At 67.9% G+C, this 22,770-nt stretch carries 22 protein-coding genes; 14 read left to right on the plus strand and 8 right to left on the minus strand.

Annotated elements, in window-relative coordinates; translation table 11 throughout:
• Positions 1 to 16: 16 nt before the first annotated feature.
• Positions 17 to 3,631, minus strand: a complete 3,615-nt coding sequence (locus BMW87_RS16730) for a hybrid sensor histidine kinase/response regulator (protein WP_093077501.1) — start codon at positions 3,629 to 3,631, stop codon at positions 17 to 19.
• 104 nt (positions 3,632 to 3,735) lie between these two features.
• Here BMW87_RS16730 and BMW87_RS16735 point away from each other — a divergent pair, with 104 nt between their 5' ends.
• The 7 genes from BMW87_RS16735 (at position 3,736) to ureG (ending at position 8,944) form a co-directional block, all read left to right on the plus strand.
• Positions 3,736 to 4,038, plus strand: coding sequence for an urease subunit gamma (locus BMW87_RS16735; RefSeq protein ID WP_093057424.1), 303 nt, complete (start codon positions 3,736 to 3,738; stop codon positions 4,036 to 4,038).
• A gap of 25 nt (positions 4,039 to 4,063) precedes the next feature.
• Entirely contained in the window at positions 4,064 to 4,663 is a 600-nt protein-coding gene (locus BMW87_RS16740; protein WP_093077503.1) for a HupE/UreJ family protein, read from the plus strand.
• Positions 4,664 to 4,671: 8 nt separating this feature from the next.
• The gene (locus tag BMW87_RS16745; protein WP_093057422.1) at positions 4,672 to 4,977 is read left to right on the plus strand and encodes an urease subunit beta; all 306 of its coding nucleotides are present in this window, start codon (positions 4,672 to 4,674) and stop codon (positions 4,975 to 4,977) included.
• A gap of 3 nt (positions 4,978 to 4,980) precedes the next feature.
• Positions 4,981 to 6,699, plus strand: a complete 1,719-nt coding sequence (gene ureC / locus BMW87_RS16750; RefSeq protein WP_093057421.1) for an urease subunit alpha — start codon at positions 4,981 to 4,983, stop codon at positions 6,697 to 6,699.
• A gap of 88 nt (positions 6,700 to 6,787) precedes the next feature.
• On the plus strand, positions 6,788 to 7,390 hold the full coding sequence (ureE, locus tag BMW87_RS16755; protein ID WP_093077504.1) for an urease accessory protein UreE: 603 nt from the start codon (positions 6,788 to 6,790) through the stop codon (positions 7,388 to 7,390).
• A gap of 209 nt (positions 7,391 to 7,599) precedes the next feature.
• Positions 7,600 to 8,277, plus strand: coding sequence for an urease accessory protein UreF (locus BMW87_RS16760; RefSeq protein ID WP_093077506.1), 678 nt, complete (start codon positions 7,600 to 7,602; stop codon positions 8,275 to 8,277).
• Between the two features lie 16 nt (positions 8,278 to 8,293).
• Complete coding sequence (gene ureG / locus BMW87_RS16765; protein WP_093077507.1) at positions 8,294 to 8,944, plus strand: urease accessory protein UreG; 651 nt, start codon at positions 8,294 to 8,296, stop codon at positions 8,942 to 8,944.
• A 15-nt stretch (positions 8,945 to 8,959) separates the two neighbouring features.
• Here ureG and BMW87_RS16770 read toward each other — a convergent pair whose 3' ends face one another.
• Positions 8,960 to 9,139 (minus strand): DUF3606 domain-containing protein, encoded by a 180-nt coding sequence (locus BMW87_RS16770; RefSeq protein ID WP_093057417.1) that lies wholly within the window; start codon positions 9,137 to 9,139, stop codon positions 8,960 to 8,962.
• A gap of 229 nt (positions 9,140 to 9,368) precedes the next feature.
• On the opposite strand from BMW87_RS16770, the gene BMW87_RS16775 reads away from it, so the two are divergent.
• Entirely contained in the window at positions 9,369 to 10,850 is a 1,482-nt protein-coding gene (locus BMW87_RS16775) for an ATPase domain-containing protein (protein ID WP_093077509.1), read from the plus strand.
• Positions 10,847 to 12,427, plus strand: a complete 1,581-nt coding sequence (locus tag BMW87_RS16780) for a hybrid sensor histidine kinase/response regulator (RefSeq protein WP_256216801.1) — start codon at positions 10,847 to 10,849, stop codon at positions 12,425 to 12,427. Before BMW87_RS16775 ends, BMW87_RS16780 begins: the two co-directional genes overlap by 4 nt.
• A 10-nt stretch (positions 12,428 to 12,437) precedes the next feature.
• On the opposite strand, the gene BMW87_RS16785 is transcribed toward BMW87_RS16780, so the two are convergent.
• From BMW87_RS16785 to BMW87_RS16795, 4 genes are all read right to left on the minus strand, one after another.
• Positions 12,438 to 12,968 carry a hypothetical protein gene (locus BMW87_RS16785; protein WP_093077511.1) on the minus strand — a complete coding sequence of 177 codons (531 nt, stop codon included), beginning with the start codon at positions 12,966 to 12,968 and terminating at the stop codon, positions 12,438 to 12,440.
• An 80-nt stretch (positions 12,969 to 13,048) separates the two neighbouring features.
• A complete protein-coding gene (locus BMW87_RS16790; RefSeq protein ID WP_177142459.1) occupies positions 13,049 to 13,660 on the minus strand; it encodes an ATP-binding protein in 612 nt (203 codons plus the stop codon).
• Positions 13,660 to 13,911 (minus strand): hypothetical protein, encoded by a 252-nt coding sequence (locus BMW87_RS34715; protein ID WP_143062582.1) that lies wholly within the window; start codon positions 13,909 to 13,911, stop codon positions 13,660 to 13,662. The genes BMW87_RS16790 and BMW87_RS34715 overlap by 1 nt, the downstream gene beginning before the upstream one ends.
• Before the next feature lie 93 nt (positions 13,912 to 14,004).
• A complete protein-coding gene (locus BMW87_RS16795) occupies positions 14,005 to 15,165 on the minus strand; it encodes a porin (protein ID WP_093057368.1) in 1,161 nt (386 codons plus the stop codon).
• Positions 15,166 to 15,376: 211 nt separating this feature from the next.
• Here BMW87_RS16795 and BMW87_RS16800 point away from each other — a divergent pair, with 211 nt between their 5' ends.
• The 3 genes from BMW87_RS16800 (at position 15,377) to BMW87_RS16810 (ending at position 19,252) form a co-directional block, all read left to right on the plus strand.
• Positions 15,377 to 16,045: a nuclease-related domain-containing protein gene (locus tag BMW87_RS16800; protein WP_093077512.1), complete on the plus strand. Its 669-nt coding sequence runs from the start codon at positions 15,377 to 15,379 to the stop codon at positions 16,043 to 16,045.
• An 89-nt stretch (positions 16,046 to 16,134) separates the two neighbouring features.
• Complete coding sequence (bamA, locus tag BMW87_RS16805; RefSeq protein WP_093077513.1) at positions 16,135 to 18,549, plus strand: outer membrane protein assembly factor BamA; 2,415 nt, start codon at positions 16,135 to 16,137, stop codon at positions 18,547 to 18,549.
• Positions 18,550 to 18,565: 16 nt separating this feature from the next.
• A complete protein-coding gene (locus BMW87_RS16810) occupies positions 18,566 to 19,252 on the plus strand; it encodes a response regulator (RefSeq protein WP_093057412.1) in 687 nt (228 codons plus the stop codon).
• A 35-nt stretch (positions 19,253 to 19,287) separates the two neighbouring features.
• Here the strand turns inward: BMW87_RS16810 and BMW87_RS16815 are convergent, their stop codons facing one another.
• The gene (locus tag BMW87_RS16815) at positions 19,288 to 20,139 is read right to left on the minus strand and encodes an intradiol ring-cleavage dioxygenase (RefSeq protein ID WP_093077514.1); all 852 of its coding nucleotides are present in this window, start codon (positions 20,137 to 20,139) and stop codon (positions 19,288 to 19,290) included.
• Entirely contained in the window at positions 20,136 to 20,297 is a 162-nt protein-coding gene (locus BMW87_RS34720) for a hypothetical protein (protein WP_256216802.1), read from the minus strand. Before BMW87_RS34720 ends, BMW87_RS16815 begins: the two co-directional genes overlap by 4 nt.
• 158 nt (positions 20,298 to 20,455) lie before the next feature.
• On the opposite strand from BMW87_RS34720, the gene BMW87_RS16820 reads away from it, so the two are divergent.
• The gene (locus tag BMW87_RS16820) at positions 20,456 to 22,075 is read left to right on the plus strand and encodes an ATP-binding protein (RefSeq protein ID WP_093057495.1); all 1,620 of its coding nucleotides are present in this window, start codon (positions 20,456 to 20,458) and stop codon (positions 22,073 to 22,075) included.
• On the plus strand, positions 22,072 to 22,761 hold the full coding sequence (locus BMW87_RS16825; RefSeq protein WP_093057410.1) for a response regulator: 690 nt from the start codon (positions 22,072 to 22,074) through the stop codon (positions 22,759 to 22,761). The genes BMW87_RS16820 and BMW87_RS16825 overlap by 4 nt, the downstream gene beginning before the upstream one ends.
• Positions 22,762 to 22,770: the final 9 nt, after the last annotated feature.

Here is a 22,770-nt window from a genome sequence, read left to right on the forward strand (position 1 = left end):
GGTGGCGTCGTCGAAGTCATGCGGCGCTTTCGACGGCTTCGGCCAGCGCGCGGCTCATGGCCTCGAACTGGAACTGGCGGGCCAGCACGCGCTGGGCTTCAGTCCACGACGCGCACTCGGGCTGCGCGGCGTCGATGTCGTCGAGCTGGTTCATGATGCCGCGAAAGTAGCCCAGGCTCACGGCCTCGTCGAGCGCACGCAGGCGGGCCAGCGAAGGCGCCTGCATCACGCGCGGCGCCACGGCGGCGACCGGCTTCGCGGCGGCATCGGTCCATTGCAGCCCGAGCCGGCGTTCGAGCCAGTCGAGCAGCTCGGTGTGGCGCACGGGCTTGACGAAGAAATCTTCCGGCGCAATGCCCACGTCGTTGTCCAGCCCCTTGTCGAAAGCGTTGGCCGATACGATGGCCACCGATGCCTCGGTCAGCCCCAGCTTGCGCGCACGGCGAATGGTTTCCCAGCCGTCGATGCCGGGCATCGCGAGGTCGACGAACATCGCGTCGGGCCTATAGCCGGCTGCGATGAGATCGAGCGCATCGTGCCCGCTGGCCGCGCTGCGCAGCTCGAAGCCCAGCGGCGCGAGCACATGGCCCAGCAGGTCGCGGTCGGCCTCCTCGTTGTCGACCACCAGCAGGCGGCGACGCGGACCTTCGTAGCCGCGCCGCGCGCGCTGCACCGGCATCGGGCGGCCGGTGCCGGCCACCGTGTCATGCACGCGCGGCAGGAACAGGCGCACACAGAAGAGCGAGCCCTCGCCCGGCGTGCTCTGCACCTTCATCTCGCCGCCCATCAGGTCGGTGAGCATCTTGGCGATGGTGAGCCCCAACCCCGCGCCCGGTGCGGCCGACATGCCCGCCGCATTGCCGCGCGCAAAGGGCTCGAAGATGCGCTCGATGTCCTCGGCCGGCATGCCGGGGCCGGTGTCCTCGATCTCGATGGACGCGAACTCCCGCGCATAGGCCAGCCGCAGTGTGACCTGCCCCGCCGCCGTGAACTTGATCGCATTGCCCAGCAGGTTGATGAGGATCTGCAGCACGCGCTTTTCATCCGCGCGTACCACCTCGGGCAGCGGGCCCGCCGCCTCGAAGCGAAACTGCAGCCCCTTCTCCGCGGCCTGCAGCTCGAACATGTCGGCCAGCTCGCGCAGCGTGTCGGCAAAGCGCATGGGCCGCGCATGCAGCGTGAGCTTGCCGGCCTCGATGTGCGCGATGGCCAGCGTGCCTTCGATGAGCGACAGCAGATGCTCCCCGCCGCGCTTGATGACCGCCACCGCCTGCTGGCGGTGCGGCGGCACCGAGTGGTCTTCGCCCATCAGCTGTGCATACCCCAGGATGCTGTTGAGCGGCGTGCGCAGCTCGTGGCTGATGGCGCTGATGTAGCGGCTCTTCGCCTGGTTGGCCTGGTCGGCCGCCTGCTTGGCCAGCTCGGCCGCGAGCTTGGCCTGCTCCGCGATCTCGCGGGCTTCGTCGGCCGCCTGCTTGGCGGCCTGCAGGGCGCGGTCGGTCTCGCGGTGCAGCTCTATTTCGCGCACCAGCAGATGAGTCTGGCGGTTCGATTCTTCCTGCGCCACCTTGCGGCTCTGGTGCGCCAGCACCAGCCACCACGCGACGATGCCCGCGATGACCAGCAACGCCATGTACGCCTTGAGGAAGCCCGAGCGCAGCGACAGCTTCTGCACGCCGGCCAGCGCCGCGGCCACGTCGGCCTCCGACGCCAGCTCCAGTGCGCCTTCGCCGAAGGCACGCAGCTCCTGCTGATAGAGCACGCCGAACACCACGGCCAGCAGCGGCACGATGACGAGCATCAGCAGCAGGAAGTGCCCCAGCCCCGTGTCGAGGTAGCGCCAGCTGCGGCGCGGCAGCAGCCAGCGCAGCACCGTCGACCATTGCGAAGACAGGCTCGCATGCGGCTTGCACAAATCGCCACAGCGCGCGTCGAGCGTGCAGCACAGCGAGCAGATCGCGCCCTGGTACGCCGGGCAATGCGCCATGTCCGGCCCCTCGTACTCGCGCTCGCAGATCACGCAGTGCTGCACCTTCAGGCGCTGGTAGCTGCCGGTTTCGACCTTCGCCCAGCGCACCGCACGCGGGCCCTCGGCAGGAGCGAAGGCCACCGCGCCATGCGCCTCGTCGGTGCCGCGCGCCAGGTAGTACTTGCCGCCCGTCGCCCAGGCCAGCAGCGGCGATGCCACGAGCGCCGTGCCCAGTGCGATCAGCGCCGAGAAGGCCTGCGCCAGCGGCCCGAACACGCCCAGGTGCGCGGTGATCGATAGCACCGACGCAAGCGCCATCGCGCCCACGCCCACCGGGTTGATGTCCCACAGGTGCGCGCGCTTGAACTCGATGCCCGGCGGCGACAGCCCCAGCGGCTTGTTGATGACGAGGTCGGCCACCACGGCCATCATCCAGGCGATGGCGATGTTGGCGAACAGGCCGAGCACGTCGCCCAGCGCCTCGAACACGTTCATCTCCATCAGCATGAAGGCGATGAGCGCGTTGAACACCACCCACACCACGCGCCCCGGGTGGCTGTGTGCCACGCGCGAGAAGAAATTGCTCCAGGCCAGCGAGCCCGCATAAGCGTTGGTCACGTTGATCTTGAGCTGCGAGATCACCACGAACAGCGCCGTGGCCGCCACCGCCCAGCCGTAGTTCGGAAACACGTACTCGTAGGCAGCGAGGTACATCTGGTTCGGATCGACCGCGCGGTCGGCCGGCACCATGTGCGTGATCGCCAGGTAGGCCAGCAACGCCCCGCCCAGCATCTTGAGCACCCCCAGCACCACCCAGCCCGGGCCGCCGGCCAGCACCCCGGCCCACCAGCGGCGCGCCGTGGTCGCCGTACGCGCGGGCATGAAGCGCAGGTAGTCGGCCTGCTCGCCCATCTGCGTGATCAGCGCAATGCCGACCGTGAGGGCAGCGCCAAACAGGTGCAGATCGAAGCCCTTGGTGCCGGATCGAACCCCGTTGTAGTGCACAATGCCTACAAACGCACCAGGATCGCGCACCAGCACGTAGGCAAAAGGCACCACCAGCATCAGCAGCCACAGCGGCTGCGTCCACAACTGCAGCCGGCTGATGGCCGACACCCCGTGCGTGACCAGCGGAATCACCACCAGCGCACACACCAGGTAGCCCCAGACCGGCGGGATGCCCAGCGCCAGCTCCAGCGCGTAGGCCATCACAGCCGCCTCGAGCGCGAAGAAGATGAAAGTGAAGCTCGCGTAGATCAGCGAGGTGAGCGTGGAGCCGATGTAGCCGAAGCCCGCGCCGCGCGTGAGCAGGTCCATGTCGACGCCGTAGCGCGCCGCGTACACGCTGATCGGCACGCCCGCCAGGAAGATGATGAGCCCCGTCGCCAGGATCGCCCAGAAGGCATTGGCAAAGCCGTACTGCACCAGCAGCGTGGCGCCCACCGCCTCCAGGATCAGGAACGACGCCGCCCCGAAGGCCGTGTTGGCCACCCGCCATTCGGACCACTTGCGAAAGCGCTGCGGCGTGTAGCGCAGCGCGTAGTCTTCCAGCGTCTCGCTGGCCACCCAGCTGTTGTAGTCGCGCCGCACCTTGACGATGCGCTGCGGCGCGTCGTCGGGGGTGGTGGGTACGGCGTCGGGGTTCACACCGTTTCGGTGCATCTTTCGTGCCATCCGTACGGCTTTTGGCGAACAGGGCACGACTGTTGCAAAGAAGCCGGCTTGCCCATAATGGCCGCCACTCTCTGCCACCCGATGCCGATCCCATGGAACTGACTCCGCGCGAAAAAGACAAGCTGCTGATCTTCACCGCGGCGCTGCTCGCCGAACGCCGCAAGGCCCGCGGCCTGAAGCTCAACTACCCCGAAGCCATCGCCCTGATTTCGGCCGCCGTGATGGAAGGCGCCCGCGACGGCAAGAGCGTCGCCGAACTCATGAGCGACGGGCGCGCCGTGCTCACCCGTGCCGACGTGATGGACGGCATCGCCGAGATGATTCCGGACATCCAGATCGAAGCCACCTTCCCTGACGGCACCAAGCTGGTCACCGTGCACCAGCCCATCGTCTGAAATTCAAAGAACAAAAGGACTTTCCATGCGCCACAACGCCTCCAGAACCCTCGCCCTGCTCGCCCTCCTGCTGCCTCTTGCAGCCAGCGCCCACACCGGCGTCGACGGCGGCCTGCACCACGGCTTCACTACCGGCTTCCTGCATCCGCTGACCGGCGCCGACCACCTGGCCGCGATGGTTGCGGTCGGCTTCTGGAGCGCATTGGCCGCGCGCCGCGCCTGGCCCGACCTGCTCTGGGCGCCTCTCGCCTTCGCCGGCATGCTGCTGGTGGGCGCATTGATGGGCCTGGCCGGCGTGCAGCTGCCGGCGGTCGAGCCGATGATCGCGGCCTCGCTGCTGGTGCTGGGCCTGCTGGTCGTCACGCGCGTGCATCTGCCGGCGGTGGTGGCCATGGCGGTGGTCGGCGTGTTCGCGGTGTTCCATGGCGTGGCCCACGGCTACGAGCTGGCCAGCGAACAAGGCGCGGCCCTCACGCTGGCCGGCATGGTCTGCGCCACGTTGCTGCTGCACGCCGCCGGCATCGCAATGGGCTGGGCCCTGCGCCACGCCAACGCATGGGTGCCGCGCGTGGCCGGCGCCGCAGTGCTCGGCCTGGGCGCGACGCTGCTGGCCCAAGCCATCTGAGGCCGGCCATGATTCCCGGCGAACTCTTCACCGACGACGGCGAGCACGCGCTCAACCCCGGTCGCCGCACCCTCACGCTGGTGGTACAGAACACCGCCGACCGGCCGATCCAGGTCGGCTCGCACTATCACTTCGCCGAGACCAATGGCGCACTCGGCTTCGACCGCGAGGCCGCGCGCGGCATGCGGCTGAACATTGCCTCGGGCGCAGCAGTGCGCTTCGAGCCGGGCCAGCAGCGCACGGTCGAACTGGTCGATTTTTCCGGCGATCGCATCGTCTACGGCTTTCGCGGCCTCGTTCAAGGGAAGCTCTGAAACATGGCCACCATCGGGCGACGCGCCTATGCAGAAATCTTCGGCCCCACCGTGGGCGACCGCGTCCGTCTTGCGGACACCGAACTGCTGATCGAGGTTGAAGCCGACTACACCCTGCGAGCCGGCGGCTACGGCGAAGAGGTGAAGTTCGGCGGCGGCAAGACCATCCGCGACGGCATGGCGCAATCGCAGCGCACCCGCGCGCAAGGCGCCGTCGACACCGTGCTGACGAACGCGCTCATCCTCGACCACTGGGGCATCGTCAAGGCCGACATCGGCCTGAAGGACGGCCGCATCGCCGCCATCGGCAAGGCAGGCAATCCCGACGTGCAGCCGGGCGTCGACATCGTCATCGGCCCGGGCACCGAGATCATCAGTTGCGAGGGCAACATCGTCACCGCAGGCGGCATCGACAGCCACATCCATTTCATCTGCCCGCAGCAGATCGAAGAGGCTCTCTCTTCCGGCGTGACCACCATGCTCGGCGGCGGCACCGGCCCCGCCACCGGCACCTTCGCTACCACCGCAACGCCCGGCCCCTGGCACATCGAGCGCATGCTGCAGGCGGCCGATGCGTTTCCGATGAACCTGGGCTTTCTCGGCAAGGGCAACGCCAGCCTGCCGCATGCGCTGCACGAGCAGATCGAAGCCGGCGTCATCGGCCTGAAGCTGCACGAAGACTGGGGTACCACGCCCGCAGCCATCAGCAACTGCCTGGACGTGGCCGACGCCACCGACACGCAGGTGGCCATCCACAGCGACACGCTCAACGAATCGGGCTTCGTCGAGAACACGATTGCCGCCGTGGGCGGCCGCGCCATCTGCGCCTTTCATACCGAAGGCGCGGGCGGCGGCCATGCGCCCGACATCCTGCGCGTGGTGGGCGAGGCCAACTTTCTGCCCTCCTCCACCAACCCCACGATGCCCTACACCGTGAACACGCTCGACGAACACGTCGACATGCTCATGGTGTGCCACCACCTGGACGCCGGCATCGCAGAAGACCTGGCCTTCGCCGAGTCGCGCATCCGCAAGGAAACCATTGCCGCCGAAGACGTGCTGCACGACCTGGGCGCCATCAGCATGTTCAGCTCCGACAGCCAGGCCATGGGCCGCGTCGGCGAAGTCATCATCCGCACCTGGCAGACCGCGCACAAGATGAAGCTGCAGCGCGGCAAACTGCCCGAAGACAACGAGCGCAACGACAACTTCCGAGCCAAGCGCTTCGTCGCCAAGTACACGATCAACCCTGCCATTGCGCACGGCATCGCACACGAAGTGGGTTCGCTCGAAGTCGGCAAGTGGGCCGACATCGTGATCTGGAAGCCGGCCTTCTTCGGCGTGAAGCCCTTCACCATCCTGAAGGGCGGCACCATCGCAATGGCGGCGATGGGCGACCCGAACGCATCCATTCCCACGCCGCAGCCGGTGCACTTCCGCCCGATGTTCGGTGCGTACGGCGGCTCGCTGGCGAAGAGCTCACTGACCTTCGTCTCGCAGGCCGGGCTGGCATCGGGCATCAAGGAACGCTACGGCCTGAGCAAGCACCTGAGCGCTGTAAAGAACATCCGCCACGTGCGCAAGAAGGACCTGATTCACAACGGCTATGCGCCAAAGATGGAGATCGACGCGCAGACCTACGCGGTGCGCGCCGACGGGCATCTGCTGACCTGCGAGCCGGCGAAGCTGCTGCCAATGGCGCAGCGGTATTTCCTGTTTTGAAGCTGGGGTATGCGCCTGCTTGACAGGCTGCGTATCCTCGAAGGTATTCATTCAGCCAACGAGCGCCCCGGGGCGCTCCCTTCGCACCATGCTCACCGCCAACAAACTCATGCCCCAGGGCCGCGGCCTTGCGCCCGTGCTGCTCAAGCGCGCTTCCACCATCGAGCTCGACTGGGACATCCGCCAGAAAAGCCGTTTCGACGCCACCGACTCGCAGGGCCGCCAGATCGGCGTGTTCCTGCCGCGCGGCACCGCCGTGCGGGGCGGCGATGTGCTGGTGGCGGAAGACGGTTCGCTGGTCCGCGTGATCGCTGCGCCGCAGCCGGTGCTGCGCATCACGCATTGCACGGCCCACGGCACGCCCTTCGACCTGACGCGCGCGGCCTATCACCTGGGCAACCGGCACGTGCCGATCGAGTTGAAGCCCGACCACCTCAAGATCGAGCCCGACCACGTGCTGGCCGACATGCTGCGTTCGATGCACCTGATCGTCGTGGCGGTCGATGAGGCTTTCGAGCCAGAGGGCGGTGCATACGGATCGCACGAGCATTCGCATGGCGGTGGTCACAGTCATGACCACGGCCATTCCCACAGCAATGGCCCGAAGCCGCTCGTGCTCGCGCCGGAGTTGCTCGACGACCATGACCACTCGCACGGTCACGACCACAGTCATCACGGTCACTCGCACTGAGATGAAATTGCGTCGATGCGTTGTCCGTCATTCAGCGCAGCGGTTGATCCCGCGGCACAACGACTGCGCTCATGTGCGAATGGCGCCGGGTGCTCCCCGCAGCGAAATAAAGGAGGAGCCGAAGGCGGGGGACATTCGCGGAGGGGAGCACCCGGTGTCATTCGCACGCACCCCGGACACGCAAATACAGCGCGCGCTGAAAAGCTGACATGCCAGACCCAGCCGCTCAAAGCCTTCTCCAGCTAATCTGGCTGGCCTCCCCAGCCCTGCCCGTAGGCGGCTTCTCGTACTCCGAAGGCGTCGAGGCCGCAGTCGAATGGGCCGGTATCGACTCCGAGCCGCGCGCTGCCGAATGGCTCGCCGACCAGTTGCACCTGAGCTTCGCGCGCGGCGACCTCGCCGTCTTCGCACAGGCTGTAGAAGCCTGGCGCAACAAAGACACCCCACGTGTCCGCGAGCTCAACCAATGGGTGCTGACCACCCGCGAATCCGCCGAATTCTTCCTGCAGACCGAGCAGATGGGCCGCTCCTTCGTCGAATGGCTCAAGCTGCACCACGCCGACACGGCTCAAGTGTTCGCCGACCTGCCCGCCAGCTACCCCATCGCCTTCGCCTTCGCGGCCAGCCGCACCGACGCCAGCGTGCACGACTGCTGCCTGGCCTTCGCCTTCGGCTGGGCCGAGAACATGGTCGCCGCCGCCGTCAAGGCCGTGCCGCTGGGCCAGAGCGCGGGCCAGCGCATCCTCGGGCAGCTGGCGCAGGAAATTCCCGAGGCCGTGACACGCGCCATAGCCCTTGGCGACGACGAACGCCAGGCCTTCGCGCCCCTGCTGGCTGTGTTGTCGGCCCGCCATGAAACACAATATTCCCGCCTCTTCCGAAGCTGAACCGGACACTTCCTCCATGACCTCCGCCCTGCACCACATCCCCCATCGCACCAAGAAATTGCCCCCGCTGCGCGTTGGCATCGGCGGCCCGGTCGGCTCGGGCAAGACCACGCTGCTCGAAATGCTCTGCAAGGCGATGCGCGACAAGTACGACCTGATCGCCATCACCAACGACATCTACACCAAGGAAGACCAGCGCCTGCTGACCGTGGCCGGCGCGCTGCCGGCCGAACGCATCATGGGCGTGGAAACGGGCGGCTGCCCGCACACCGCGATCCGCGAAGACGCCTCGATCAACCTCGAAGCCATCGACCGCATGCTCGAAGACTTTCCGAACGCCGACATCGTGTTCGTCGAGTCTGGCGGCGACAACCTCGCGGCCACCTTCAGCCCCGAGCTGTCGGACCTCACGATCTACGTGATCGACGTGGCCGCCGGCGAGAAGATTCCGAGAAAGGGCGGCCCCGGCATCACCAAGAGCGACCTCTTCGTGATCAACAAGACCGACCTTGCACCCTACGTTGGCGCCAACCTTGACGTGATGGAGCAGGACACGCAGCGCATGCGCCGCCAGCGCCCCTACGTGATGACCAATCTCAAGACGCTCACGGGCGTGGCCGAGGTGGTCGCATTCATCGAAGAGCGCGGCATGCTCGCCGCGGGCTGAGGCCTCCGGAAAGAATCAAGGCAGGCCGAAGTAGACCCGCAGGTCGTCCTTGCCGGTGCCCGCCGAGGCCACTGCGATGCGCAGGCGCTCTTCGCTCACGCCGAACCACTGGGTCCAGTAGTCGACCTCCTTGAGGTCCGTGACGTCGATCCGTTCATCGTCCTGGGGAATGCGGATCTCTGTGTCTTCGCGCATCGTCTTCTCCTGAAGAGCCAAATTAAGAAGGAAGGGCGGCGGGAGCCGGTAAGGCAGTTTCTCCATCCGCCCTACCCGGCCAGCCGGACGATTCCGCTGCCCCGTGCAGGACATTTCCCATAGTCGCTCCCCGTGGCGCGCCATGCGGCGCCGTCCTGCACGCGGCCCCACGGCTTCGATGTTTGAATTTGGCATTGACCTCATTCACTCATGGAATGGAGAAGCCACCATGGAGCCTGATCACCAGCGACTGCTGAGCGTGGGCGTACCGGGCCTGAACGACGTGCTCGGCGGCGGCCTCGAGCCCAACCGGCTCTACCTGCTCGAAGGCACGCCGGGCGCCGGCAAGACGACCATCGCGATGCAGTTCCTGCTCGAAGGCGCGGCGCGCGGCGAGTCGGTGCTGTACGTGACGCTGTCCGAAACCGAGCACGAGCTACGCGGCGTGGCCGTCTCGCACGGCTGGGACATCTCCGGCGTCCACGTGCGCGAGATGCTGCCCACGCAGGACAGCCTGCAGCCCGAGGAGCAATACACCATGTTCCACCCCTCCGAGGTGGAGCTGAGCGAAACCACGCTGCGCATCCTGAGCGACGTGGAGGCCATCAAGCCCTCGCGCATCGTGTTCGATTCGCTCTCCGAGTTGCGGCTGCTCTCGGGCACCTCGCTGCGCTACCGCCGGCAGATCCTGGCGCTCAAGCAGTTCTTCGCGGGGCGCCAGTGCACGGTGCTGCTGCTGGACGACATGACCGCCACCGAGCACGACCTGCAGGTGCAGAGCATCGCGCACGCAGTGGTGAGGCTGGAGCAGTCGAACTCCGACTACGGCTCCGCGCGCCGCCGGCTGCTGGTCGTGAAATACCGGGGCCAGTCGTTCCGGGGCGGCTACCACGACTACAAGATTCACCGCGGCGGCCTGCAGGTGTTCCCGCGCCTGGTGGCGGCCGAGCACGTCAACGACACCGCGCTGAGCAAGCTGCCCAGCGGCATCGAGGCGCTCGACGCGCTGCTGGGCGGCGGCCTCGAGAAGGGCACCAGCACCCTGTTCGTCGGCGCGCCGGGCACGGGCAAGTCGTCCGTGGCGGTGCGATTCGCCATTGCGGCGGCCGAGCGCGGCGAGACGGCCGCGCTCTTCGTCTTCGACGAGAGCGTCAACACCCTGCGCACGCGCAGCGCCGGCCTGGGCATGGCGCTGGATCCCCACCTGCAATCGGGCCGCATCCGCATCAAGCAGGTCGACCCGGCGGAACTCTCCCCCGGCGAGCTGGTGCACGAGATCCGCCAGGCCGTGACGCAGCACGGCGCGAAGGTGATCGTCATCGACAGCCTGAACGGCTATCTCAACGCGATGCCCGACGAGCGCTTTCTCATCGTGCAACTGCACGAGCTGCTCACCTACCTCGGGCAGTCCGGTGTGGCCACGCTGCTGGTCGGCGCGCAGCACGGGCTCATCGGCATGCAGATGCAGACACCTGTGGACGCCAGCTACCTTGCCGACGCCGTGGTGCTGCTGCGCTACTACGAAGCCGAAGGCGAAGTGCGCCAGGCCATCTCGGTGCTCAAGAAGCGCGGCGGCGCGCACGAGCGCTCCATCCGTGCGTTCTCGATGGACCGGCGGGGCCTGAACGTAGGAGAGCCGCTGCGCCATTTCAGAGGCATCCTGACTGGCGTGCCCGTGCCGATCGACGGCATTGCCACGCCCCCGCAGTGACCGACGGCCCCACGATCCAGTTGCCGCAGCTGCGAGACCCGCAGCTGCGCGTGCTGATGAGAACGGCCACCGCGAAGGACGCCGTGATGGCCGCCGCCGTGCTCCTGCAGGCGGGCATCGAGACGCAGGTGTGCGCCGACCTCCCCGAACTGCTGCGCGAAACCGAACGCGGCGCCGGCGCGCTGCTGGTATCCGAAGAAATGCTCACGGGCAGCGGCGCCACCGAACTCGCCGCGGCCGTGGCGACCCAGTCCCCCTGGTCCGACCTGCCGGTGCTGATACTCGCGCGGCAAGGCGCCGATTCGCGCGCCATCACCACCGCCATGGAAGGCATGGCCAACGTCACCGTGCTGGAGCGCCCGATCCGCGTGGCCTCGCTGGTGAGCGCACTGCGCAGCGCGCTGCGCGCTCGGCGGCGGCAGTACGAGCTGCGCCGCATCCTGGAAGACCTCAACGAGGCCGACCGGCGCAAGACCGAATTCCTGGCCACCCTGGCGCACGAGCTGCGCAACCCGATGGCGCCGCTGAGCACCGCGCTGGCCATCCTCAAGCGCAAGCCGCTCACGTCGGAAGCCGCCCGGCCCTACTACGACCTCATGGGCCGCCAGCTCGACCACATGGTGCGGCTGGTGAGCGACCTGATGGAGGTCTCGCGCATCACGCGCGGCAAGATCGAACTGCAACTGGACGAGCTCGCGCTCGACCAGGTGATCCGCGGCGCGGTGGAGCTCAGCCGCCCGCTGATGGACGCCGGCCACCACACGCTCGGGGTGCACGTCGCCGATGCCTCGCTGGCCTTGAAGGGCGATGGCGTGCGCCTCACGCAGGTGTTCGCGAACCTGCTGAACAACGCCGCCAAGTACACGCCCGAGGGCGGACGCATCGACGTGTTCGTCGAGCACGACGGCCACGGCCATGCGGTGGTGCGCGTGAAAGACAGCGGCGTGGGCATTCCATCCGCCATGCTGGGCGCGATCTTCGACATGTTCGTGCAAGTGAGCGGCACCGCGCGCGCCGCGCAGGGCGGCCTGGGCATCGGCCTCACGCTGGTGAAGAGCATGGTGGAGCTGCACGGCGGCACGGTCAGCGCCAGGAGCGACGGCGCGAACCAGGGCAGCGAGTTCACCGTGTCCCTGCCGCTGCTCGACCACGGGTTGCGGGCCGGCGCGAAGGCCGGAGCCTCGGAGGCCACGATGGCGGTGCAGCACCGCATTCTGGTGGTGGACGACAACCGCGACGCGGCCGAGTCACTCGGGGCGCTGCTGGGCCTGCTCGGCGCGCAGGCGACCGTGGCTTTCAGCGGCCTGGATGCACTGGCGAAGGCCGAGCACTTCCAGCCTTCGGTCGCCATCCTGGACATCGGCATGCCCGGCATGGACGGCTGCGAACTGGCGCGCCGCCTGCGGACGCATCCGCGGCTGCATGGCATCGGGCTGATCGCGCTCACGGGCTGGGGCCAGCCCGACGACCGGCTGCGCATTGCGCAGGCCGGCTTCGACCATCACCTGCTGAAGCCGGTCGATGTAGAGGAACTGGCGGTGGCGCTGCAAAAGCTCGATCAGCGCGGCGCCGCCTGAGGCACCCCGTTCAGAGCTCGCTGCCGTCGCGCAGCTGCCGCGCCTTGTAGACCAGCCGCACGCTCGCACGGCGCGGGTCGCTGACCTGCTGCACGTAGACGTCGGTGTCGTTGCTCACCCAGGCGGCGTATGCGCTGCCCGGGTCGCGCGATGCGAGTTCGTTGCCGAACGCCCCGCGGCCCCATTGCACCAGCGCCGCGAAGGCCGCGGCGCCGTTGTCGGGCGTGGCCTGCGCCGCCGCGACGTATTCGACGCGCCGCAGCTCCGAGGCGGCGAAGAAGAAGGTCGGCTCGAACAGCAGTCCTGCGATCTCGACGGGCGCCGCGCGCCAATTGCCGACGAGGCCACCGCCGAGGCGCTGCGGCCGCTGCACGCGCTCGGCTGCGGGCAATGCGGCCTGCAGCTCTTCGGCCGTCATGCCCAGCCGCACGCCCGGCGGCAGGGCCTGCGCATGCAGCGCACCGGCGGCGAGAAGGGTCGCGCTCGCGGCGAGCGCACGGAGAAAAGTCGTCAGGGAAGCAAGAGATCGCACGTCTGGCATCGGGGAAAAGCGGCGGCACCGTGGGACCGCGAGTATGACGCGGAGTTCCACGAGGCCCGTCCCTGCCGGCCTTGCGTCGATCAGTGAGCGCGCTCGTCGGCCAGCAATGGCAGGCGCAGTGTCAGTCCCAGCACGCCGCCGGCATCCGGGGCTGAATAGATGCGTCCACCATGATGGCCGGCAATGCGTTCGCAGGCCTTGGCACTGGCCCCCGCAATCGCGGCCTGCGCGGTGTCGAAAAACCGCGCGAGCGGAGGGCGCACGTCGACGGCATCGAGGTCGCGCCAGTGAATCACGGCCTGTGTGCCTTCCGCATGCGCGCGAACCTGCAGCGTGGCGCCCGCGCGCATCACGCTGGCCGCGTAGTCCGTCACCTTGGCGAGCAGCTCGCGCAGCTCGGCCTCGATCGCCAGCACGGGCACGGCTTCAGCCGGCAGCTGGATGTCGAGACGGATGCCCTGGCAGTCCGGGGCGGCATCGAGCAGCGGTCGCAGGTCTTGCACGCGGCTCGCGCTCATTCTTTGCCGCGCCTCGCTGCGGGCCTGTGCCGCGAGCTCGCGCGCCTTTGCGCCGTTCCGCATGTTGGCGATGAACAGCGAGGCCATCAAGCAGACCACGCCACCAAGGCCGAGAAGGATCACGCCGGCGATGATGGCGCCGAGGTTGCCGGAATGCAGTTGTCCCCCGCTCATCAGCGTGCTCCCGGGGCTTGTTGCATCTCGGGTCCGCCCGGCATGCCGCGCGCGCAGCCGTCCCGTACGCCATCGCAGGCGTCCCATCCTGGAGGGGGCGGCCTGCGGGCGCCATAGAACATCGGCGGCGGCCCTTCACCGCGAAAGCCCGGCGGTGGCGGACGGTAGGGCATGGGCGGCGGGGGCAGCATGATGCAGCCGGTCAGGCCGGTGGCAGCCAGCACGCCCGCGAGGAGTGCAATTCGGTTCATTGGAAGAAGCTCACTGCTGGGTAGAAACGAAAAAGCCGCGCGGGAGAAAAAGAGCACTGAGGCCCCTTTCTCCCGCGCGGCGCGCGTCCTGCATCAGAACGCGTGGCGGATACCGAAGTCGTAGCCGGTGGAAGAGCGCGGCAGGCCCGTGTAGCTGGTGCCCGTGCTGCCGTAGCCCGTGGTGCTGGCCGACACCAGGCTGCCCGTGTAGTTCACGTCGTTGCGGTTGTTCACGCGCGCCACCGTCGCATACAGCGCCGTGCGCTTGGACAGGTTGTGCACGTAGCCAACTGCGAACTTGCGTGCCATCGGGTCTTCGCCCGTGATGCCGGCCGTGCCTTCGTTGTAGCGCACTTGCGAGTACGCCACGCGGATCAGGCCTGCGCCCACCGGCACGGTCGCACCGATCAGGTAGCCGTTGTAGGTGTCGTGCGTGTCAGCCGCTGCCGCGTAGTCGAACTTGTTCTTCACGTTCGACAGCTCGCCGAACAGCTTCACAGGACCGAAGTCGTACGAAGCGCCCAGGTTGATGGTCTGCACCCTGCGCTCCAGCGCGGTGGTGTCCACGACGGTGCTCTGGCCCACGGCCAGTGCCACGTCCAGGGGACCGTTGGCGTAGCCGAAGCGGCCACCGACGTAGCGCCCAGCCGTGCTGCTGGAAGCTGCCGTGGTGCTGGTGGCGTCGGTGCTGGCGTTCTCGTGCAGGCTGTACTGCACCTGGCCGTAGAAGCCGCCCAGGTTCGGCGGCAGGAAGTAGCCGATCGAGTTGCTGGCACGCACGTAGTTGGCGTTGTTGATGGTGGTGTTGCCGCTGACGGTGCTGATGACGTTGGTGCCCGAACCGTTGGTGCCGAACGGGTCGAACACGGTGTCGTTCCAGAAGGTGGCGGTGTAGTCGCGGCCCAGGCGCAGCTCGCCGAAGCCACCCGACAGGCTCACGGTGGAGCGACGCGCGAAGGTGGAGATGCCGGTGGCGCCGTCGTCGTTGGTGATGGGCGCTTCGAGCCAGAAGCTCGCTGCCAGCCCGCCGCCGAGGTCTTCGGTGCCGCGGAAGCCGATGCGGCTGGAGTTGTAGGCCGAGTTGCCCAGGCTCGTCTTGCTTTGCTTGACCGACGCGCCGGTGGTCGTGTCGCGCGAGGTGCTCGACTGGTAGGTCAGGCCAGCGTCCACGACGCCGAACAACGTGACGGACGATTGGGCAGAAGCCAGGCCGCAGACGGCCAGGGCAGCGAATGCCGTGAGGGTTTTCTTCATTCAGGGTTCTCCAGTTTCAGCGGCTCTCCATCGAGCAGCAGGCACGCATCGTCTCGTTCAAATTCGGAGGAATCTTGTGAATGCCTCTGCTTTGCGTGAACTGTTGTTTGCGTGCACTGCGCCGGGAGAAGCCCCGCACAACCGGAGGAAACACCTCACACAAGAAGTCTCCCAAAAGCAGCGCAATGCTCGGCGACCGAAGGAGTCATCCATGACCATTGCCATGCCAAGCACCGTCGCCACCTCGCTGGGTGTGCAGCAGCTGACCAGCGCATTCAGCCCCGCCTTTTCCTACCTGCGCATTCTTCGCAACCTCATCATTCCGATGCCCGAGGGGCATGCGGTGCGCACCGCGCGCATCGACGCCGTGGTGGTGTGCGAAACCGGCCTCTACCTGTTCGAGATCAAGGCCTGGCGCAACGCCTTTGTCTATCGCAAGAAGTCGGACCAGTCCCCGCCGCGCTGGTTCCTGCGCCTGAACGGCGGCAAGAGCGCGCGCGAGGTGAAAGACCCCGCATGGCAGGGCGGACGCAAGACCACCCAGCTGCGCAGCCTGCTGCCCGACGACCTGCGGCTGCAATACTTCGTGCTGCTGCCGTGCGAAGGCATCGAGCTCGAAGGCGTGATGCCGGCAGCCGTCATCACCCAGCAGGACCTGCCCTACATCGCGCGCCTGGTGCGCAACAACGGCCGTACCGCGCGCACCTATCGGCTGCTCGACGAAGAGGCCGTCGACCGTACGGTGGAGCGCCTGCTGCAGATACAAGGGTCCCTGTCGCTCGAAGAGCATCTGCAGAACTGCCGCGAAAGAGCCGGGTTCGTCGCGGGCGAACAGGCGGCGCCGGCATGGCCAGCCTCAAACGCCATGGGGTTGCAGTAATGTAAAGACCAAGGTAAAGACCCCGAGCGGCCCGGGGCAGCCGGAGAAAAGTCCCAAATTTCTCCGACATTGGCAAAGACCATCCGTCGATGCACTTTCCCAAGTCCCTCGCAGCGGCCGGCGCGCTGCTTGCCTCTCTCGTCGCCCCTCTCGTCGCTCTTCCCGCCTGGGCCGTCGAACCGTTCACCGTCAGGGACATCAAGCTGGAGGGCCTCCAGCGCGTCGAGCCCGGCACCGTCTTCGCCACCATGGGCCTGCGCGCCGGCGACACCTACAGCGACGAGCGCGGCAGCGCCGCCATCCGCGAGCTGTTCAAGCTCGGCCTCTTCAAGGACGTGCGCATCGACGTGAACGGCAACGTGCTGGTGGTGGTGGTGGAAGAGCGCCCCTCCATCGCCGACGTCGACTTCGTGGGCACCAAGGAGTTCGACAAGGCCGCGCTGCAGAAGGCGCTGCGCGAGGTGGGCATCGCAGAAGGGCAGGCCTACGACAAGGCACTGGCCGACCGAGCCGAGCAGGAGCTCAAGCGGCAGTACATCAGCCGCAGTCTTTACAACGCGCAGGTCATCACCACCGTCACGCCGCTGGAGAACAACCGCGTGAACCTGACCTTCACCGTGACCGAAGGCGAGTCCGCGCGCATCAAGGAAGTGCACGTGGTCGGCAACAAGGCCTTCAGCGAAAGCACACTGCTCGACCTGTTCGACCAGGACACCGGCGGCTGGCTCGACTGGTACACCAAGTCCAACCAGTACTCGCGCACCAAGTTCAACGGCGACCTGGAGACGCTGCGCTCCTACTACATCACGCGCGGCTACCTGGAGTTCCGCATCGAGTCGACGCAGGTCGCCATTTCGCCGGACCGGCAGACGCTGACCCTCACCATCAACATCATCGAAGGCCAGAAGTTCGTGGTGGCCGGCGTGAAGCTCGCGGGCGACTACGTGGGCCACGAGGACGAATTCAAGACGCTGGTGACCATCCGCCCCGGCGCGCCCTACAACGGCGAAGACGTGGCCGCCACCACCAAGGCCTTCACCGACTACTTCGGCACCTTCGGCTATGCCTTCGCACGCGTGAAGGCCGAGCCCGAGATCGACCGCGAGAACAACCGCGTCACGCTGGTGCTGAAGGCCGAGTCCTCGCGCCGTGCGTACGTGCGGCGCATCAACATCGGTGGCAACGCGCGCACGCGCGACGAGGTGATCCGCCGCGAGTTCCGCCAGTACGAAGGCGCCTGGTACGACGGCAACAAGATCCGCGCCTCGCGCGACCGGGTCGACCGCCTGGGCTTCTTCACCGAAGTGAACGTCGACACCGTCGACGTGCCCGGCTCGCCCGACCAGGTCGACCTGGTGGTGAACGTGGCCGAGAAGCCGACCGGCTCGCTGCAGCTGGGCGCGGGCTACTCGTCCACCGACAAGGTCTCGCTGAGCTTCGGCATCACGCAGGAGAACGTGTTCGGCAGCGGCAACTACCTGGGGCTGAACGTGAACACGAGCTCGTACAACCGCACCATCTCGGTCACGGCGACCGACCCGTACTTCACCAAGGACGGCATCTCGCGCACGATCAACGTGTTCCATACCACCACGCGGCCGTACTACGAGGCCGACGGCAACTACAAGCTCGCGAGCGACGGCGGCTCCATCCGATTCGGCTTTCCGGTGGGCGAGCAGGACACGGTGTACCTGGGGATCGGCGTGGAGCGCTATTCGTTCACGCCAGGCACCAACGGCACCTACACGCTGGTCGACGGCTCGTACGTGTACACCGCCACGCCGCAGGCCTACCTCGACTACTTCAAGTGCTCGGGCACCGTGCCGAACGTGACCTGCGCGAAGTCGAGCGTGGTGGGCATCCCGGCCACGCTGGGCTGGTCGCGCGACGACCGCGACAGCGCACTGGTGCCCACGCGCGGCCGGCTGCAGAGCGCCAACCTCGAAATCGGCGTGGGCAGCGAACTGCGCTACCTGAAGACCAACTACCAGTACCAGCAGTACTTCCCGCTGTCCAAGCAGTACACGCTGGCCATCAACGGTCAGCTCGGCTATGCGCGGGCGCTGGGCGACAGCACCTACCCGATCTTCAAGAACTTCTACGCCGGCGGCCTGGGCTCGATCCGCGGCTTCGAGCAGAACTCGCTCGGCCCGCTCGACTCGGTCACGGCCGGTGCGCTCGGCGGCACGCGCAAGGCGATCTTCAACATGGAGTTCAGCACGCCCTTCCCGGGTGCGGGCAACGACAAGACGCTGCGCCTGTACACCTTCTTCGACGCGGGCAACGTGTTCGCCGACCGCACCGCCAGCATGACGGACGCGCAATGGAAGGCGCAGAACCGCATTCGCGCGTCGACCGGCATCGGCATCAGCTGGATCTCGCCGCTCGGCCCGCTGCGACTGGCCTACGCGGTGCCGCTGATCTACCAGAAGGAAGACACGGCCAACGGCATCTCGGCCGACCGCACGCAGCGCTTCCAGTTCCAGATCGGAACCTCCTTCTGAGCGGAGTACCCTGGCCATGGCTCGCATCCTGCTGGTGGAAGACGGACGCGACAGCAGCGCCCCGCTGCTGCTCGGCCACCTGCAAGGCGCAGGCCACGAGGTCGAGCAGGTCGAAGACGGCTCGGCAGCGCTGGAGCGCATCCTGAGCATGCCGCCAGCGCTCACCCTGCTCGACATCGTGCTGCCGCGCATCGACGGCATCCAGGTGCTGGAGACGGTGCGCTCGTACGGCAACCACCCGATCATCATGCTGACGGCGCGCGCGCAGGAAGCCGACCGGCTGCTGGCGCTCGACCTGGGCGCCGACGACTATGTCTGCAAGCCCTTTTCGCCGCGCGAGGTGGTGGCGCGCATCCACACGGTGCTGCGCCGGCATGCGCAGTGGCGCGATACGGCCGCCCGGCCCTCGACAGCGGTGCGCTTCGACGATCCGCGCGGCAATGCCTGCCTGGAGGGTCGCGCGCTGAGGCTGACGCGCCGCGAGCTGCTGCTGTTGCGGGCGCTGTCGCGCGACCCCGGCCGGGTATTCACGCGCTCCAAGCTGCTCGAAGCCGCGTTTCCGGAGGCGTTCGACGTCAACGAACGAGCGGTCGACGGGCACATCAAGAACCTGCGCAAGAAACTCGCGGCCGCCGTGCCCTCGCACGACTGGATCCGCTCGGTCTACGGCGTAGGCTTCAGCTTCGCGGAGCGGCCGGCCTGAGCCCGCACGCCCGCTGCAAGCGTGGCTTGCGGCACTTAGCCTTCGGCGCGCGGCGGCACCAACGCGCGGGCGCGCGCAGTGCCTTCCAGCGCACGGGGCCGCACCGGACGCATGCCACCGCCACCGGGGGGCGGCATCCCGCCGGGCGGCGGGCCACCAGCACCCCCAAAGCCAGCACCCGGCCGCGGCGGCCGGTCAGTCTCCCGGTTCGCCGCCGGGTCCACCACCAGCGCGAGCGTGGCAACGTAGCGTTGCCGCTCCTCGCGCACCGCGCCGAGCACCGTTGCGCCGGCCTTCAATGCGATGCCGTCCACGCTGTTGAGCGTGTCGCGCAGCCGCGCGCGCTGATAGAGCGGCATCTGCGTGTAGAGAAATTCGCTCAGCGCATCGGGCAGGAAGAACTGCGAGGTGAGCACGGCGTGCGCGCCCTTGATCACCTTGAAATGGATGTGCGTGGTGCGCCCTGCATACCAGCCCGGGTACACGGTGCCGAAGGACACGGCGCCCTCGCCGTCGGTGTGCTGGCTGCCGCGCAGGAAGGTCTTGCCTTCGAACGACTGGGCGCGGTCGTCGCCCTGCTCGCCGAAGCCCGAGTAGCGCCCCTGCGCGTCGCAGTGCCACAGGTCCACGCGCAGCCTGGGCAGCGGCCGGCCGGCCGCGTCGCACACAGTGAAGCGCACGTCCAGCGGCACGCCGTCGAGCCCTTCGGTGATGTCGCGGCGCTCCAGTGCGAGGTCGAGGTAGTACGGCCCTTCGGTGGCCTGCGCAGTCAGCGGCAGGCGGCGCGACGCGGCCAGTGCCAGGCGTGCCGATGCCGACAGGCCCGCGGCGCCGAAGGCGGCCAGCAGGCCGCGGCGCCCGGGGAGCAGCGAATCGGGGGGTGTCATGGCGTCTTTTCCTTGTCGATCGGTCCGGTGCCGGACGCGGCGGGCCGCGTGGCGCATCCCTCCGCCCAGAAGACGAACAGCGTCCACGCCTGGGCGATCAGCCAGAAAAACACCGTGATCGCCAGCTGCAGCGGCAGGCCCATGTGAGGAGGGTTCATGGCCTGCATCGTGCGGGCCGATTCAGGAGAAATGGTGGAGAAATTTCCTCCCAATTTCCTCCACATTCGGCCGCAATGATCGGCCGCTTGCCCATGAAGTACCCCTTCGCCTGCCCGCCATGCATGCCGCAGAATGCGGCCATGCCTCCCCCCAGTCCATGCCTCACCTGACACTTTCCAGGAAGATCTTCCTGGCGCTGGCCGCCCTGTTGATCGTGCTGTTGATCAGCTTCGCGGGCCTGTCGATCATCGCGCTGCAACGCGGCCTGGGCTCCTACGTGGCCGAGATCGAGATCCGGCGCATGGACTGGCTCACCGATCTGCTGCTGAAGCACTACGTCGCCAACGGCGACTGGAAGAGCCTGCGCGACAACGACGACGCCTGGCGCCGCCTGCAGATGGGCCGGATGGCTGCCCTGCTCGACAGCACCAGCAACGGCAGCAACGCCGGCGACGAGCGGCGGCTGCCGCCCTGGTACGACTACCGCGCCATGCGCGGCGGCAATCCTTCCGCCCCTCCACAGCACGACAACGGTGCCGACGGCAGCCCGCCACCCCCGCCGCCGTCGGAGACGACGCTGTCGTCGCCACAGCTCGACCTGATGCCGCGCCGGCTGCCGACCATGCCGCCGCCGTGGTTCTTTCGCGATCCACGGGAATCGCCCGACTCCATCTTCCAGCGGCTGGCCGTGCTCGACGCGCACGGCGCGCGCGTGGTGGGCGCCGACGTCGACCTGGCGAACGCCGCGCGCACGCCGATCCGGCGCGACCGCACGGTCATCGGCTATCTGGCGCTCACGCCGCTGCAGGGCCTCGAAAGCGAGGCCGACCGCGCTTTCGTGGCGCGGCAGTCGGGCGTGATCGTGCTCACGGGCCTGTGCGGCCTAGGCTTCGCACTGGTGCTGTCGTGGCTGCTGGCACGCCGCTGGTTCAAGCCCATCGACGAACTCACGCAGGCCGCGCAAGACCTGGCGCGCGGCCGGCTCTCCACCCGCGTCGCGGTGCAGGGCTCGGACGAGCTTGCGCTTCTCGGGCGCACCTTCAACGACATGGCACAGCGCCTGGACACGGTCGAGGCCTCGCGCCGCGCCTGGCTGGCCGATGCGGCGCACGAGCTGCGCACGCCGCTGGCCGCCATGCGTGCGGAAATCGAGGCGCTGCAGGACGGCGTACGCACTTTCGACGAACGCACCGCGCTGCGGCTGCACCGGCAGGTGATACGGCTCGGCCAGCTGGTCGACGACCTGCGCAGCAGCATGCGCGAGCCGCAGAGCGACCTGCTCACGGCCACGGTGTTTCCGCTGTCGCTGCTGAAAGAAGCGCTCGACCACACGCGCGACCGCTTCGCCGCGCGTGGCATCACAGTGGACCGGCGCGCCATCGACCTCATCGGCGCCGCCGCGCAGCCGACCATCGACGGCGACGCGCACCGGCTGCACCAGGTCTTCATGAACCTGCTGGAGAACACGCTGGCCTACACCGACCAGGGCGGACAGCTGCGCATCGACGTCACGGTCGAGGGCGCATGGACCGGCAACTGTCTCACCCTGCTGTTCGACGACAGCGCGCCGGGCGTGCCCGAGGCCGAGCTGCCGCGCCTGTTCGACCGCCTGTTCCGCGGCGAAGCCTCGCGCAGCCGCGAACACGGTGGCTCCGGGCTCGGCCTTTCGATCTGCCGCGCGACCATCGAGACGCACGGCGGCACCATCGATGCGTCAGCCTCGCCCCTGGGCGGGCTGCGCGTGACCATCACCCTTCCACTGGGGACATCCTCATGACACGCATCGTCATCGTCGAAGACGAAACCGACATCGCCTCGGTGGTGCAGGACTACCTGCGCCACGCGGGCTACGAAACCGAGCACTTCACCGACGGGCAAAGCGCGCTGGAAAGCATCGTCGCCGCACCGCCCGACCTCACGCTGCTCGACATCATGCTGCCGCGGCTCGATGGCATCGAGGTGCTGCGCCGCGCGCGCGAGCACACGGCGCACCCGATCATCATGCTGACCGCGCGCATCGAGGAGGTCGACCGGCTGCTGGGCCTGGAGCTGGGCGCCGACGACTACGTGTGCAAGCCCTTCTCGCCGCGCGAGCTGGTGGCGCGCGTGCGCGCCGTGCTGCGTCGCACCGCACCGGGGCTGGCGCAGGGCTCGGCCTCGCAGAGCGACGCGCCGGGGCTGGTGCTCGACGACGTGCACTGGCGCGCCTCGCTCGAAGGCACGCCGCTGAACCTCACACGGCGCGAGTTCGGGCTGCTGCAGGTGCTGTCGCGGCACCCGGGGCGCATCTTCTCGCGCTCCCGCCTGCTCGAACTGGCCTACGACGACACGGTGGACGTGACCGAACGCGCCATCGACAGCCACGTGAAGAACCTGCGCCGCAAGCTCGGCTCGGTCACGCCCGAGCACGACTGGATACGGTCGGTGTACGGCGTCGGCTTTGCGTGGGAAGTGCCGGGCTAGCCGGTGTGG

The sequence above is a fragment of the Variovorax sp. OV084 genome (assembly GCF_900111625.1).
Classification (GTDB): domain Bacteria; phylum Pseudomonadota; class Gammaproteobacteria; order Burkholderiales; family Burkholderiaceae_C; genus Variovorax.